The 15,780-nt window shown below is 50.8% G+C and carries 9 protein-coding genes and 1 tRNA gene; 8 read left to right on the top strand and 2 right to left on the bottom strand.

The features are described 5' to 3' along the window. The first annotated feature begins 4 nt into the window (after positions 1 to 4). From HQ48_RS05640 to HQ48_RS05605, 8 genes are all read left to right on the top strand, one after another. Positions 5 to 1,444 carry a GDSL-type esterase/lipase family protein gene (locus HQ48_RS05640; protein WP_044232238.1) on the top strand — a complete coding sequence of 480 codons (1,440 nt, stop codon included), beginning with the start codon at positions 5 to 7 and terminating at the stop codon, positions 1,442 to 1,444. Then, positions 1,428 to 2,273, top strand: coding sequence for a GDSL-type esterase/lipase family protein (locus tag HQ48_RS05635; RefSeq protein WP_052408987.1), 846 nt, complete (start codon positions 1,428 to 1,430; stop codon positions 2,271 to 2,273). Before HQ48_RS05640 ends, HQ48_RS05635 begins: the two co-directional genes overlap by 17 nt. Before the next feature lie 8 nt (positions 2,274 to 2,281). Then, complete coding sequence (locus HQ48_RS05630; RefSeq protein WP_044232237.1) at positions 2,282 to 3,817, top strand: MBOAT family protein; 1,536 nt, start codon at positions 2,282 to 2,284, stop codon at positions 3,815 to 3,817. Positions 3,818 to 3,864: 47 nt separating this feature from the next. After that, positions 3,865 to 3,952: transfer RNA gene (locus HQ48_RS05625), tRNA-Ser, on the top strand. An 895-nt stretch (positions 3,953 to 4,847) separates the two neighbouring features. Next, positions 4,848 to 5,561 (top strand): C40 family peptidase, encoded by a 714-nt coding sequence (locus HQ48_RS09010; protein WP_052408986.1) that lies wholly within the window; start codon positions 4,848 to 4,850, stop codon positions 5,559 to 5,561. A gap of 183 nt (positions 5,562 to 5,744) precedes the next feature. Next, positions 5,745 to 8,765 carry a tetratricopeptide repeat protein gene (locus HQ48_RS05615; RefSeq protein ID WP_081969739.1) on the top strand — a complete coding sequence of 1,007 codons (3,021 nt, stop codon included), beginning with the start codon at positions 5,745 to 5,747 and terminating at the stop codon, positions 8,763 to 8,765. Then, positions 8,762 to 10,618, top strand: a complete 1,857-nt coding sequence (locus HQ48_RS05610; protein WP_044232233.1) for a hypothetical protein — start codon at positions 8,762 to 8,764, stop codon at positions 10,616 to 10,618. The genes HQ48_RS05615 and HQ48_RS05610 overlap by 4 nt, the downstream gene beginning before the upstream one ends. 116 nt (positions 10,619 to 10,734) lie before the next feature. Beyond that, complete coding sequence (locus HQ48_RS05605; protein ID WP_044232231.1) at positions 10,735 to 12,033, top strand: 3-phosphoshikimate 1-carboxyvinyltransferase; 1,299 nt, start codon at positions 10,735 to 10,737, stop codon at positions 12,031 to 12,033. A 101-nt stretch (positions 12,034 to 12,134) separates the two neighbouring features. Here the strand turns inward: HQ48_RS05605 and HQ48_RS05600 are convergent, their stop codons facing one another. Both HQ48_RS05600 and HQ48_RS05595 read right to left on the bottom strand, forming a co-directional pair. Further along, a complete protein-coding gene (locus HQ48_RS05600; protein WP_044232230.1) occupies positions 12,135 to 13,634 on the bottom strand; it encodes a class I SAM-dependent RNA methyltransferase in 1,500 nt (499 codons plus the stop codon). Between the two features lie 180 nt (positions 13,635 to 13,814). Next, positions 13,815 to 15,563 carry a phospho-sugar mutase gene (locus HQ48_RS05595; RefSeq protein WP_044232228.1) on the bottom strand — a complete coding sequence of 583 codons (1,749 nt, stop codon included), beginning with the start codon at positions 15,561 to 15,563 and terminating at the stop codon, positions 13,815 to 13,817. Between the last annotated feature and the right edge of the window lie 217 nt (positions 15,564 to 15,780).

The following is a 15,780-nucleotide window of genomic DNA, read 5'->3' as shown; positions in this document are numbered from 1 at the left end:
CTGGATGAAAAAAACGAAAGATTACTTCTATCGTATGTATGCCCTGTTACTAGTTGTGATGCTGGGGTTATTACTATTATATTACTTGCCTAGGAATATTGGAGGCTGGGAGTCTAAGCCTATTGATATGCTGGCAGATCTTCGTGTCGAGAGATCCACAGAGGTGATTGATACTATCGATCTAGATGTATATATGTACGAAACTCCAACTATAGAGCTGGAAGGGGAAGATGCATCACACAGTGACGCACAGGCGATAGAGCAAGAGCAGGTAAGACGAGCCCAAGTATATGAACGGATACATACAGAGAGCTGGTCAGAAGAGGATAGTATCAGCACTGAGATTGTAGACTATAGCCAAACCCGTACGGGTCTTCGACGCTTTTTCTCTAGTCTTGCTAAGTGCCAATCTCTAGATGCATCGGTTCGTATTGCTGTGCTGGGAGATTCGTTTGTTGAGGGAGATATCTTTACCGATGCTTTGCGCTCTAAGCTCCAGACCCTATATGGAGGTTCGGGCGTGGGGTGGATGCCGATGAGCAGTACTACTGCTGGATTTCGTATGTCGGTACGGCATGACTTCCGAGGTTGGAAGGATCATTCAATGTTACACAGCAAGCGAGAGCGTCATATTATCTCTGGGCATATCTTTCGTCCAGAGGGTAGTGCATGGTCTCGTTATAGCCTGCCTAAGGGAATGGGTGCATTCGATCGTGCCACTATGTACTATCAAGCCACGGAGCCTCTTTCCGTTAAGATCACGACTGATAGTGGCGAGGAAGAGCTTCACCTCCCAGCCACAGAGCAAGGCGTAGCTATGTCCACCTATACCTATGCTACACCTCCGACTACGAGCATCAAGATGGCACTCACCAGCGGAGCTGGCTCCATGACGAGCTATGGTATAGCCCTAGAGCAGAGCCGTGGCGTTACGGTAGACAATATGTCGCTACGAGGGAACTCAGGGCTATTGTTGTCCTCCCTAGACCTTGATCTGAACCAAACGTTTGGGCGTTTACGCCCGTACGATCTGATTATTCTACAGTACGGCCTCAATGTAGCCAATGCCAAACAGCGAGATTATCGTGGGTATGCCAAGCAAATGAAGCGAGCCATACAACATCTACGACAGCTCTATCCCGAGGCCGACGTCATGCTACTAGGTGTGTCGGATAGGGCCCAGCGTTCGTCTGGCTCAATGACCACTATGCCGGCTATCATAGAGCTGCACAAGCAGCAAGAGATGCTGGCGGCAGACCTAGGGTTGCCCTTTTGGAGCTTGCTCAAGGCTATGCGCTCAATAGGCGGCATTACACAGATGGCAGCTCAGGGTAAGGCCGCCAAAGATTATACTCATCTTAATCATAAGGGTGGGCGAGAGCTAGCGAGCAAATTCGTGGAAGCTCTAGAAATAGAAAAACGATATTATGAAGCAGCGCAATAGTACATATATTTTGAGCCTATGCCTCATATTACTTCTGGGCATAGAGTCACTTTTTGCAGCCAACAAGCCCAAGGTCTATCGTTGGTATGCACCATCAAGTCCAATATATCAAGCACTTTGGCAGTCGTTCAAGTCTAGTCGTACGGATCGGGCACCACTACGCATCGTACACTTGGGAGATAGCCATATTACTAGTGGCTTCACGACAGTTCCCATCAGAGAGCGTCTGTGCGGCCAGTATGGAGATAGCATTCAGGTGCAGCATTGGGGAATCAATGGTGCTACGTATGTTACTTATAGCATACAAGCTGAGATCGACCGTATAGTTAAGGCCAAGCCAGACCTGTTGATCGTGTCACTCGGGACGAATGACTCCTACACTTTTAGGTTCTCAGCGGAAGAGTTTCGGGCTAATATGGCTACATTCTTTACACTCTTAGAGAAGAGCCTGCCCAATCTGCCGATTGTGATGACGACACCGCCGCCTAGCTTCCTCAAGACCGCTAGCCGAGTGGCGTATGCTCGTGGTCGAGCTCGAGGCAAGAGAAAGTCCGTTCCTCGTACCGTGGTCAATTATAGCTACAACAAGAATACGGGTACGGCTGCACGCACTATGGACTATTTGGCTCGTCAGCGTGGCTACACATTGATTAATCTGTATGGTAGTATCGGGACAGAGCGAGAGGCTAATCATTGGTTAGCCAAAGGTTGGATGCACACAGACCGCACACACTACACCGTAGCTGGCTATACTAAGCATGGCGAGTATATTGCTGCTGCATTGGTTGAGATCATAGAGCAGAGTAAGCCTCTTGTGGGGCATAAATAAAGGGCGTGATGGATTTTTTAAGCTCTTTGGATTTCTCTCTCATTCCACAGCTTCTGCGCTATGATGCCACAGCGCCGATGATTTTCTCTAGTGGATTGTTTTTTTTCGTCTTCCTACTCTTCCTGCCTATCTATGGCGCACTTAGGAGATACACTACTCTGCGTATCGTATACGTAGCACTTTTCTCCCTATTCTTCTATTACAAAAGCAGTGGTCTCTATGTAATTCTTCTAGTGTTGGCTGCAACGAGTGACTTCTTCATCGGTAGATTGATGTCCCGCACATCAAACAGAGGTAAACGAAAGGGTTACGTTGCTTTGAGTATGCTCATCAATCTCGGGGTTTTGGCTTACTTTAAGTATTTCAATTTCCTTGTTAGCTTGTTTTTCGGCTTGATGAATATGCTTGGCTTGGCTCTTGGTAAGCCCGAGTGGGTGCTCGGTGAATGGCAAGCGTGGGACATTATTCTACCAGCAGGGATATCGTTCTATACTTTCCAGACCATGAGCTATATCATCGACCTGTATAGAGGAGAGATACAACCGCTGAAACGTTGGATAGACTACGTCTTCTATGTGTCGTTTTTCCCCCAGCTTGTGGCAGGGCCTATTGTTCGGGCCAAGGATTTTATTCCCCAAATTTATCGTAAGCCTACATTGCCAAGAGCAGAGTATGGGGAGGCGCTGGCTCTGATCGTAAGTGGTCTGTTTAAGAAGGCTATCATATCGGACTATATCAGCCTCAACTTTGTCGATCGTATCTTCGATGCGCCTGCTCTCTACACTGGGCTTGAGAATTTGTTGGGTGTCTATGGCTATGCTTTGCAGATATACTGCGACTTCTCTGGGTACTCCGATATGGCTATCGGGATTGCGTTGCTATTGGGCTTTCGCTTCAATATCAACTTTGATTCTCCATATCAGTCTGCCAGCATCACTGAGTTTTGGAGGCGATGGCATATTTCACTTTCTTCGTGGCTCAGGGATTACTTATACATTCCACTTGGGGGGAATCGCAAAGGTTCTGTACGCACCTATATTAATTTGATGCTTACGATGCTCCTCGGTGGTCTGTGGCATGGTGCCGCCTTGAGGTTTGTTCTTTGGGGGGCAGTACATGGGGTTGCTTTGGCGGTGCATAAGATGTGGTGTAGCCTAGTGCCAAGCTCGGCTCGTGGTGCCGATCAGCTTCCTCTCTGGCGCCGCTGGTTGGGACGCATACTAACCTTTCATTTAGTATGTTTTGCTTGGATATTCTTCAGGGCAGAGTCGATGCAGACGGCAGGCGAAGTACTTACGCAGATTGCTACGAACTTTCACCCAGAGGTCTTCCTTCAGTTTGTGCAGGGGTATAGATTGGTGTTTGCTTTGATGATCTTAGGCTATATGCTGCACTTTACGAGTCACCGACTGGAGCGTCGTTTTAGGCTATTCTTTGCTCGTGCCGAGTTCGTTTGGCAGGCAGCTATTGTATTGGCTCTGCTGACTGCCGTTATACAGATGAGGTCTGCTGAGATCCAGCCCTTCATTTATTTCCAGTTTTAGTACTCGTTTGCGAAAAAGTTTTATCTTTGTACTGCTTTTAGGATAAAGGAGAGGTGCTCGAGTGGTTGAAGAGGCACGCCTGGAACGCGTGTAGGCGTCACAAGCGTCTCGCGGGTTCGAATCCCGCTCTCTCCGCAGGAACAGAGGTCCGAGTCGAAACCGACTCGGACCTCTGTCTTTTCATACTCAGCGGGAAAAGAGAAACACACCGATGTGCTAACTGAGCCTTTCACGATACACAAACTCTTCTGCAGAACCCATGTCAGGTTAGGAGCTGGCAATTTGAGAGGGCTGTGTCTTGTCTATTATGATTGCGATGCCTTGCCGAATATAACTTGACGTGTCTCCTAATGCAGCAAAGAGGGCTTGCTTGGTGTACTACAAGTGTGTTGCCTTGCTTGTCGAGAGAGTAGAGTCTTTGGCCAAGGCTCGATTTATATTTCAGGTCAGAGTTCAGAATGTTGATGGGAAAGCACATGAGCGCTTTGGGGAAAATGTGTAGATCTCGTATTTGCCCCCTAGGAGGCTCTAGATTGCATTTTCTCTTATTGGGGCACTTCCGCTCCGCTCAGCAAAAATAATTGCCTAAAATAGATTTTTGTTATCCTATTGATAATCAGTTGTATAAAATGTTTTGTTGGCATATTCAGTAGATTGGAGCTTTACTGTTGCGTATTTCTTCCCATCAATCTATGCGAATTGTAGGACACATCTAGAGAAATGAGTCCTAGAATCCTCCCAAATCAGTCCTTCAATTTTTCAGCAAATCCCAACTAATTTTCGACAATTGATCCATAGATTGATAACATCTTTTAACAGTCAGTTTAGATCTTCGTCCATGGAGGTTATGCCCTATTTCATAATAAATGTTTATTTTCGTTCGTTGCCATATTGTGTAAGTACTGATAGCTATCACGCCGGTGTGAGGAGATTTATGTGCGCCACTCTATCTCCTTGCTACAACAAACTCATAGCTATAATGCTTACATATCTGGTAAAATACGACAAAATCAATAGATAAAGATTGCTGATGAACCCCAAATATACTCTAGCCTCTCGGCTCTATCTGCTAGTACTGCTCTCGCTACCTCTGGTTAGCTGCGCCGCACGCAATAAGAAGAGCAAAAGCAAGCCTGCCACAAGTCACAGCATACAGACAGCGCAAGTGTCACGGGCTGCTAGCACGGACGAGCCTCTGCTGGAGGAAGCGCTCTCGCAGCTCATACGCAGCGGTGAGCGACTACTCGGCAAACCCTACCGCTCACGAGGCATAGCTCCTTGGCCGTTGGATTGCTCTGGTTACGTATCTTATTTATATAAGATGCTAGGTGTACAGATTCCCCGCTCATCGGCAGCACTAAGCACTTTCGTCAAGAAAGTCGCAGAGGCTAGACCCGGAGATTTGGTTTTCTTCAAGGGGCGCAATGCTTCTAGCTCTCGAGTAGGCCATGTGGCCCTCGTGGTGGACAATAAGGACGGAGATCTGACTATTATGCACAGTACTAATAGCCGTGGTATCATTAAGCACAAGCTCAAGTCAAGCGGCTACTTCAACAAGCGCTTCCTATACGTGGGGCGTCTGCCGTGGATGTCCGAGATGCTCAAGAAGTCTGGTATCGACACGCCACAGACACGCAATACACCCATTCGCCCCACAGTCGCTCAGCCGCCTCTACCATGGCTAGAGCCGACGCCTAGTTTGTGGTCGGCACTTACTCCGCCACCCTCTTGCCAGTTAGACTAGCGAGCCACTAGAGGGCAGTACGCAAGACGGGCAGTCTTTGGCTCTCTCGCTAGAGCTATAGAGGCAGCTCAGATGGTGTCCTTATTTATGTATTGGCAAGCCGAGTACATGAGCAGAGGAGCATTTGAGCTGTGTTTGTTATCTTTGTCAAAATATGTATCAAGTTTTTGAATTACTTTAGGTATGAAACATTTAGTCCTCTGCCTCAGTCTGTCTACATTATTCCTCTCTCATCTAGGAGCACAGCAATCTCTGCCCTCTGCTAGGTTGAGTCTAGAGAGCCAGATGAGGCAATATGCCGTGGGACAAAACCATATCGGTATCTCGCAGAGCCGACTGCACCTGCCTATTACTTTTGCCAATGCCGATCAGAGGCCCTATATGCAAGCGCTCTCCAAGCTCATGAGCCTAGAGAGCTCTAGTGCACGGGTCCTCTTCGACTTCGTAGAGCAGTACCCTAGTTCAATGGATCGCAACCGGGCTAGGCTTATGCTCGCACTGGTGTATATGGAGAGCGGTGACCGCATCAATGCTGCTCACCACCTATCCCTAGTGCAGGCCGATGGACTCAATGACGAAGAATACTCCCAGTGCCTGACACTACGTGCCTACCTCATGCTCACAGAGCAGAATACCTCTGCTAGCATACCAGCGGCTAGAGCTCTGCTAGAGCAGGCCTCTACGGGCCGATCTATATGGGCAGAGTGGGCCATACTCTACCTTTGCAACCTCGACTGGAGCGAGGGGCAGGCTAGCCGAGCTGCTACACTACTGGCAGATCACCCATGGAGCCCAGAGCTTGCCCCAGAGGCTGCCTATCTACAAGCTCTAATGGCATACGAGAGAGAGGCGCCCTCCAAGGCCATTGCTCGTACGCAAGAGTTACAGCATCGGTTCCCCAAGCTTGTCGAGCGCATACGCCTACAAGGGGCTATGGGGCAAGCCTATTATGCCCTTGGGGACTATACCAATGCTATTCGCATCTTGGCTCCTTTGGAGCTGCCTAACCTAACCGCAGAGGAGGCATTCGCCTTGGGGGCAGCCTACTATCATCGTGCCCAGAGCCAAGCTAATGGCCAGATGGGGCTGTCGATACCTGCCCTACAGCGTGCTACACTTGCTCAAGGTGAGCGTGGAGCCATCGCTCAGTTTGCCCTAGCCAATGCGTACAGAGCGGACGGACAGGACGGACAAGCTCAACTCGCTCTCTCGGCTGTCATGGAGCACCCCAAGAGCTCCAGCAAGACCAAGGAAGAAGCCTTGTATCAGCTTATTGAGATTGGCTTCTCTCGTGGCTATGATGCCTTCGGTAGCCAGATCAGACAGACCGAGCGATTTCTAGCCGATTATCCCCATAGCCCACACCGCCAACGAGTGATCGAGTTGCTACGTGGCTACTTCTCGGTTGGCAAGGACTACCAAAGCAAACTGGACTTCATCAAACGTCTAGAGAGTCAAGGAGAGAAACTGACGGATGCTAAGCAAGACGTCCTAGTACGCCTAGCCTCTACACAGGAGTCAGACCCAGCGACTTACCTCAAGACCCTCAACGAAGCCATCGCCCTCTCGGGCAAGGGAGAAGCCTATGCCATAGCACGAGTGATGCGTGCTACTTATTATCTGCGAGAGGGCAAGTACCGAGAGGCAGAGCAAGATGCGGCAGCTGCGATGCGTTTGCAGCAAGGGGCTTCCGCCTATGAGCATGGTATAGCTAGCTATCTGCACGGCTATGCCCTCTACAACCAGAAGAGGTATGCAGAGGCCTATAAGTCCCTAGACCGATATGCCTCGTCCGACGCACAAGCACAGATGAGAGCAGATGCGCTCTGCCGTATGGGTGACTGCCTACTCGGGCAGGGAGGGCAGCCACAAGAGGCAATGGCCTGCTATTTGCGTGCAGACAGACTTCACCCAGAGGGGAGCGACGAGGCTCTCTATCGCACCTCCACCATACATAGACAGAGAGGCGAGTATGACAGGCAGATAGAGGTCATCGACAAGCTACTAGATAAGCACCCACAGTCCGCCTACGTCGCAGATGTACTCTATGACAAGGGACGAGCGCTACTGATAGGGCGCAAGCAATCGGGTGCAGCAGATGAGATCTTTGCTTCACTAGAGCAGCGATTCCCCTCTAGCCCCTCCGCTCCACTGGCTGCTCTAGAAAGAGCTTTGATACAGTCCAACAAAGGAGATGAGCAGCGGGCGATAGAGGCTTACAAGCACGTGGTGCTTACCTATCCGGAGAGTAGTGAAGCCCAGATAGCCTTAAGCGATCTAAAAAGCCTCTATGCCGAGAATCATCGCCTCGATGAGTACGCAGCATTTGTATCTGGCCTAGGAGGTAAACTTGTGCCAAGAGAGCAAGACGCTATTCACTTGAAGTATCTAGCCCTTGAGAGCCGTTTGCGCCGTGCCGAGGCTGGAGTAGAGCAGGAGCTACTGGCCTTCGTTGGCGACTATCCCGATAGTCCCGACCGTTATAGAGCTGAGTGGCTACTCATTGACCGCTACATACAAACCGAGCGCAGAGGAGAGGCTCTGGAGCGCCTGCGTCAGCTCTCTGTGCTTACCCTCTCGCCAGAGCAGTCCCTACGTGTGCAGACCGAGATGGGAGCGACATTACTCGCTCTGGGACGTGGTGCAGAAGCCGTAGAGGCGTACCGTAAGGCCTATCAGCTAGCTCATGGGTCGGCGGAAACTAGCCTAGAGCTTGGTCAGAAGCTCGCTCAAACAGCCCTAGACGCAGGGCAATTTACTCTAGCTGCCGAGGTGGCCCAAGAACTTCTTCGACGCAAGCAGCTCCCAGCGGAGCCTATGCAGGAGCTGACGCTTCTGCTAGGTAGAGCTCAGGAGGGGAATAAAGCCGTGAAAACTGCAATAGCGACATACGCAAGTCTATCGGCCTACCCTGATACTCCAGCGGGAGCAGAGGCTATGGTACGTAGGGCTACACTGATGCTTCGTTTGGGACAAGCCAAGCAGACACAAGAGATGCTGGAGCAGTTCGTCGCTACTGGTACCCCTCAGCAGTACTGGCTAGCAAGAGCTTTCGTCTTGCTGGCCGACAGTTGCGAGGCGGTGGGAGATCTCTATTTGGCTCAGCAGTATATACAGAGCCTCAAGGACAACTACCAAGACCCAGAGCCCGATATCCAAGAGATGATCGAGCAGCGCCTAACTAAATACTCTCAGAAATCATGAAATACAAGATATGCTTCATCGGGCTAAGCCTTGTTTTTGGGCTAGCCAGTGCCGATATACTTTGGGCTCAGAGTAAAAGTGCCCATACGCCAGTGGATACACTACGGCGTAGCCTCAAGGTGATGACTACGCAGGAGAACAAGCTCGAGGTGCGTACGCCTATTGGCTTCACTCTATCGACCCCGAAGGTCTATACAGCAGAGCGGCAACACTTCTCTCCCTCTGCCCTAACTAGGCTTGATGCACCAGTGCAAGTAGGCGCACTCACTTCACTCGCTCCTCTGCCCACCCTCATGGGCAAGAGTGGTCAACTCGGCTATCTCTCTGGAGCTCTAGGCGTACGCTACAATGCTCGCTTGGAGGCAGGCGTACGACCCATTAATACTCAGACGGATTACCTTGACCTCAGACTAAATGGTCGGTGGACGCATTACAATCCTAGTGGGGAGCTCCTCGAGCAGCCTATCAAGGAGCAGAGCTGGGGGCTAGGAGCAGACTACTTCCGCCAGAGTGGCAATATGAGATGGCACCTATCTACAAGCTACCAGCAGGATCATCAGAACTTCTATGGGCTACTAATCAAACAGCAGAATGTCGCTCACACGGATCAAGAGATCTCGGCTTGGCGTGCCCTCAAAGATGATATGTGGCATAGACATTACTTGCAGATCGGTGGGAGTATCAGCTCCATAGAGGCTACCAAGCGTAATTGGCATTATCACTTCGCTCCCAGCCTCGCTTGGGTAAAGCAGGGCGAGCTCAAAGAACTGAACCCCAAGGTTGAGCTGCTCCTAGGGCGTACGCTGAGTGACTATGGTCGGCTCAATCTAGACTTCAAGGCCGAGGGCCTGCTCTATCTATTCGACCGAGAGCTATCTGTAGGTGAACCCGATCGCAAGAAGTCGCTCAACGACTCCTATATACAGATTAGCCCCTCGTGGCAGATTGACGGAGTTGAGGAGCGCTTCGACTGGGGCATACTTGTAGGACTAGGCTTGGCTTCGTTCCAGTCCTCAGATGATGATAAGAACTTGATGCTTCTGTGGCCTCGTCTTGATGCACATATCGGCTGGTCGGAGAGTTGGCTGCTGAGTGCCAAGATTGACGGAGGAGTCCGTAGCAACGGGTTAATAAGCCATGCCCTACGCCTGCCACGGATGCCACTGCTCAACGAGTCGGAGCTCACACGCATACCATTCTCCTCTAGGCTTGCTCTCTCGGGGCTTATCCTCCCTAACTTCTCTCTCGAGCTATATGCAAGCTATGAGCTAATGCGCAACGTAGAGGACTATGTAATGCAGGGGCAGGCCCTTAGCAGTGACTTTGGTTCGCTGCCTATGAGCAACGAGATTTACTCTATCGGTGGGTATAAACGCTTCTACCGAGATGCGGCTCCGACGCACCACTACGAGTTTGGTGCAGCTCTAGCTTATACGTTCTATCGTGCCTACACGTTTAAGGTTGCAGCTCGTAGCCATCGGTGGCGCATCAAGGATGGAGTCGCTCTCCCTTCAGGTGAAGAGTTACATTACCCTCTGTCGGGACGACCAAACTTCGAGCTCGAGGCTAGCGTACACTATCGCCCTAATGGCTACACGGATCTGAGTGTAGGCTATCAAGTACAGACGGGACTAGGCTACAGAGCCGATCTGACTTACTCCAATGGAGCTAGAACCGAGTTCGTCGAGCTCCCAACCTTCGGGGTATTTAGCCTCTCTGGAGCTTATCGTGTCGGCAAGAGGTGGACGCTTACCCTAGACGGCCAGTTCGCTCCGGGAGAGCAGCCCAGCTGGGTACTCGGCTATCCAGTACAGCCTTTTGTGGCCAACGTCGGCTGTACATACACATTCTAGGGTATAGAGCACAAGTCTGTCAAGTCTATACTATCCCATCTGCTTGTCTTATGAGCACTACCGAGCCATCGAGTCGCTTCAAGCAGATGGGATCTTTCTTGTCATAGAAAATCAGTATGAGCAAAAACTACTTACAACTATTCCTGCAACATAATAGAACTGAGCCGACTCGGCATATCCTGTATCTACCAATCTCCAAGAGCCTAATGGCAAGGCGTCTGCTATTGGCCTCGCTTCGAGGAGTGGATCTCGGGCCTATTTGTACGGATAGAGCTAGGCTGCCGGAGGATATCAGATCGCTTGTGCAGGCATTGGAGGTATCGCATCAAGGAGGCAGTGTCATCAGTGTCGGTGAGTCTGGTACAGCTATGCGTTTTATGGCTGCTTATTTGGTGGCAAAGACGAGCCACACGGTTCGACTGGAGGGAACGGCACGACAACATGAACGCCCAATCGCTCCATTAGTTGAGGCGCTGCGCCAGCTCGGGGCTAAGCTGGAGTATTTAGGCCAACCCGGTTATCCGCCTCTATCCATAGAGCCCGCTCAGATAAGAGGAGAAGCCATAGAGTTAGATGCCTCTGCTAGCTCGCAATATCTGAGTGCATTGCTGTTGATTGGTGCGTGTATAGAGGGCGGAGGCTACAAGATAGATGTTAGCCGGTCGGGTCTGTCATCTGCGCCATACGCACAGATGACGCTCGAGGTGCTACGAGAGCAAGGTGTCTATTGGCACCAGACAGGGCAAGTCTACGAGTACTCCACGAGAACCAAAGAGATTGCTAGTACCACTACTCTGGAGGAAGCAGACTGGACTGCAGCCTCCTACGCCTACGAGTTAGTGGCGATAGGAGCGGTCGAGAGCCTCCAACTGCCTCAACTGAAGCTACCCTCTCTACAAGGGGATAGCCTATATTTGCCGCACATCTTCGAGAGTTTTGGTGTGATGACTGAGCCTTATGAGTCTGGTATCCAACTGAGTCTAACCCATGCAAGAGCCGATAGCATGCTCACGCTCGATTGTTCGTCTTGTCCAGACCTAGTCCCCACCTTCGTCGCAACCTCCGTTGCACTAGGACGGAGCTTCTCGCTCGATGGTGTGGCTCATCTACGTATCAAGGAGAGTGATAGATTAGAGGCACTGAGAACCGAATGTGCCAAAGTCGGAGCAGACTTACAGCTCTATCCATCTCGGATAGCTTGGGACGGCAAGTATACCTCTAGACATAATGATACGGCGACTGTACTGCGTACTCACAGCGACCACCGTATGGCGATGGCACTTGCACCTGCTTTCGTGCACCTATTGGGCGCTGTACAAGTAGAAGCTCCAGAGGTTGTGGCCAAGAGTTTCCCGCATTTCTGGGACGAACTAAGTCAGTTAGGCTGGGTTCGCAGCCAATCGTTGCTTCGCTAGTATATAGCCACCTAGAGGATTAATTGGCCGAACGCAAAAAGACCACTAGAAGAGAGTTTCATAAGCCTCTCCTAGTGGTCTTATCTATTTGTAGTGGCAGTTTAGTCCTGCTTATCTTCAGACTTGAAGACTTGGAATGCCTGCTGACGAGGCGGACGACGACGCTCACGTCCCTCCTCGTCCTTGAAACGGAAGCGATCGCTAGGCCATAGTGTCTGCCCCTTCTTGTGCTTACTCTCACCTATACGTTCGCTTTGACTGCTGCGTGGCTTGCGTTCAGAGGTAGATTGGCCACGGCTTGGTCTGTCTGACCTAAACCCACCTTTCCTCTGCTCTTCTCCTCTAGGCTTAGCGCTTCTAGGCGGACGCTCTGAGCGGTCCTCTCTCTGTCGCTGAGTAGTGCCCGAGGTCGTTTCTCTCTGTTTGGGGAAGCGTGGCTCACGGGGGCGGCTCTTGTAGTCCTCTCGTTTGCCAGAGAATAGTTCGTAGCCACGCAGCTCGCACTCAAGTGATCCGTTCATTAGCTCCACTCGTCTGCTCTGTCTTAGGCCAATGTGGTCGAAGTGTTCTGTCTTATAGGCTATGATCCAAGCCGTACAGCCTGAGAAGTTGTGCTTGAGCCGCTCCCCAATCATAGCATATAGAGCCTCAGGATCCGTCAGGCGAAGCCGCTCTCCATAGGGTGGATTCATTACGATAAGTGCTGGTTCCGTGGGTTGAGGGCGCTCCTGAAGAAGCATTACATCTAGCTCTACGTATCGACCAACGCCAGCACGTGCTACGTTTCGCTTGGCAACCTCGATCGCATGAGGCAGAATATCCGAGCCATAGATGCGGTGTGTAAACTCTCGCTCGTCACTATCATCGTTGTAGAGGGCGTCAAAGAGTGCCGCATCATAGTCTAGCCAGCGCTCGAAGGCGAAACCTGAGCGATAGATACCGGGTGCTATGTTGCGAGCGATAAGAGCTGCCTCTATGAGGAATGTCCCCGAGCCACACATTGGGTCGATTAGATCCGTTTCTCCCTGCCAGCCAGCCATCAGTAGGATACCTGCGGCCAAGACTTCATTGATCGGAGCATCAGTCTGCACCGCACGGTAGCCACGCTTGTGCAAACTCTCGCCTGAGCTATCGAGAGAGAGCGTTACCTCTCTATTAGCGATGTGTACGTTGAGGTAAATATCGGGATTGTCTAGACGGACAGACGGACGTGTACCGTCTTTGGCTCGGAAAAAGTCTACGATAGCATCTTTACACCGGTAGCCTACATATTTACTATGCGTGAAGTCGTCGGAGTAAACGGTCGTATCGACCGAGAAGGTCTGCCGCCCCGTCATGATAGTCGTCCAGTCAAATCGGCTAAGCGCCTCGTAAAGCTCGTCTGGGTTGCTAGCTTTGAAGGTGTAGACGGGTTTGAGGATACGTAGAGCCGTACGCAAGCGAAGATTAGCCTTGTACAACATTGCTTTGTCCCCTACGAAGGAAACCATACGTCGCCCGATTTCAATGTCCGTGGCGCCTAATTCTTGTATTTCTTTGGCCAATACTTCCTCCAGCGAGTGGAGTGTCTTGGCAATCATACGAAATTGCTCTGCTTGCATACTTCTTTGAATGCTATACTTCTAGTAAATCGTTCGGGGATTATTGATGAGATTGATGATAGAGAGAGGCTAGGGTGGGTGATAGAGCTCTCGTGGTGGAGTAGACACCATGAGATAGAAGAGCCGAGAGAGCGCCCATAAACCGATATTATGGCACGTCCTCTCGGCTATTCAATCTAGCTAGATCCCCAGCTCGGTGCGTATCTGTGCGATCTTGTCTAGGCAAGCCTGCTGAGCAGCAGGAAGCTCCTCTAGCGTATTGACGTCACCACGCACACCGATGTAGAACTTGATCTTAGGCTCTGTGCCAGAGGGGCGGATAGATACCTTGGTGCCGTCCTCCGTCTTGTACTGTAGCACATTGCTTGTCGTGGGCATATCTAGGCTGAATACCTCGCCCTTGTCGATCCAACGACCCTCAAGTTTGGCATAGTCAAGGACTTCTACTACACGGCTACCGCCCAGTGTAGCCATTGGGTTTTCACGATAGTTCTTCATCATTGCCTCGATCTCCTCGGCTCCGCTCTTACCCTTGCGCACGACACTGATGCCCTGCTCCTTGTATAGACCGTACTCTAGGTAGATCTGCTGTAGTAGTTGGTAGACCGTGAGCCCCTTGTCTAGGGCCCAAGCCGCCATCTCACAGAACATGGCGCATGCCGATACCGAGCTCTTATCACGAATAAAGTCTTCTCTTAGGTAACCATAGCTCTCCTCGCCACCACCGATGTAGTTCATCTTGCCTTCATTCTTGCGTATTACATCTGCAATCCACTTGAAACCCGTGTAACAGTCGAACATAGGTACTTCATTCTTGTCTGCAATAGCCTTGATTAGCTCAGTGGTTACGATAGTCTTGACTACATAGTCCTTGGGCGAGAGGGTACCAGCCTGCTTACGCTGAGCGATAGCGTAGTAGGTGAGCATAGCACACATATCATTGCCATTGACCAGCACCATCTTGCCTTCGTTGTCACGCACGGCAGCCCCTAGACGGTCTGCGTCTGGGTCTGAGGCCAAAACAATATCTGCCCCCGTTTCCTCGGCCTTGCGAATAGCCATCTCTAGAGCCGCTGGCTCCTCGGGGTTGGGTGAGTGCACTGTTGGGAAGTCGCCACTTACCACATCTTGCTCGGGTACATTGATGATGTTCTCGAAGCCAATAGCACGGAGCGTGCGTGGGATCATCTCTACTCCTGTTCCGTGGATAGGCGTGTAGACGATTTTGAGGTCTTTGTGGCGTGCTACCGAGTCCTTGGCGAGGCATAGCCCTGCTACACGCTCTACGAACTTCTTGTCCATCTCCTCACCAAGTAGCTCTATGAGGCTCTCCTTGGGAGTAAACTTGATATCCTCTACGCGGCGAATTTTATTGACTTCGGCGATGATATTGTTGTCATGTGGGGCGATGATCTGTGCGCCATCGCTCCAATAGGCCTTGTAGCCGTTGTATTCCTTGGGGTTGTGGCTGGCTGTGATCATAACACCACTCTGGCAGCCGAGTTCTCGGATTGCGAAGGATACCTCAGGCGTGGGGCGCAGGCTCTCGAAGAGATAAACCTTGATGCCATTGGCCGAGAAGATCTCAGCTGTGATACGTGCGAATAGCGGACTATTGTTGCGGCAGTCGTGCCCAATAGCCACCGAGATCTGTGGCAAGTGAGAGAACTCCTGCTTGAGGTAGTTGGCTAGCCCCTGAGTAGCTGCGCCCACTGTGTAGCGGTTCATGCGGTTGGAGCCTACACCCATGATGCCACGCAGACCACCTGTACCAAACTCTAGATCCTTATAGAAAGCCTCGATGAGGTCCGTAGTGTTTTCATTCGCGAGCAACGCCTCTACCGTTTGTCGAGTTGCTTCGTCGTAGCTAGGTGCTAGCCAGCTCTCAGCCTTGGCTCTTACCTGCAAGAGCAATTCATTCTGTTCCATCTCTTATCTATGATATTATAGTTGATATTGTCTACACATACCCTGCAAAGGTACTAATACTAACACAATACAGAAATATTGGTGTATAAGCTCTACGAATAAAAACAATATCAGTTAGATCACAGACCAACACAACGCACTACAAGACAAGGCCTCCCAGCCTATCCAACCAATTCAGAGGTAAAGAGAGAGGCGATGCACCAAGGGTTGTCCCTCG

The organism is Porphyromonas sp. COT-290 OH3588, assembly GCF_000769075.1.
Classification (GTDB): domain Bacteria; phylum Bacteroidota; class Bacteroidia; order Bacteroidales; family Porphyromonadaceae; genus Porphyromonas.
This window is presented reverse-complemented; position numbering and strand designations above follow the sequence as displayed.

Bases quoted from the DNA above. Each gene is read 5' to 3' on its own strand.
- HQ48_RS05640 (WP_044232238.1), top strand. From the start codon at position 5: ATGAAAAAAACGAAAGATTACTTCTATCGTATGTATGCCCTGTTACTA.
- HQ48_RS05635 (WP_052408987.1), top strand. From the start codon at position 1,428: ATGAAGCAGCGCAATAGTACATATATTTTGAGCCTATGCCTCATATTA.
- HQ48_RS05630 (WP_044232237.1), top strand. From the start codon at position 2,282: ATGGATTTTTTAAGCTCTTTGGATTTCTCTCTCATTCCACAGCTTCTG.
- HQ48_RS09010 (WP_052408986.1), top strand. From the start codon at position 4,848: ATGAACCCCAAATATACTCTAGCCTCTCGGCTCTATCTGCTAGTACTG.
- HQ48_RS05615 (WP_081969739.1), top strand. From the start codon at position 5,745: ATGAAACATTTAGTCCTCTGCCTCAGTCTGTCTACATTATTCCTCTCT.
- HQ48_RS05610 (WP_044232233.1), top strand. From the start codon at position 8,762: ATGAAATACAAGATATGCTTCATCGGGCTAAGCCTTGTTTTTGGGCTA.
- HQ48_RS05605 (WP_044232231.1), top strand. From the start codon at position 10,735: ATGAGCAAAAACTACTTACAACTATTCCTGCAACATAATAGAACTGAG.
- HQ48_RS05600 (WP_044232230.1), bottom strand. From the start codon at position 13,634: ATGCAAGCAGAGCAATTTCGTATGATTGCCAAGACACTCCACTCGCTG.
- HQ48_RS05595 (WP_044232228.1), bottom strand. From the start codon at position 15,563: ATGGAACAGAATGAATTGCTCTTGCAGGTAAGAGCCAAGGCTGAGAGC.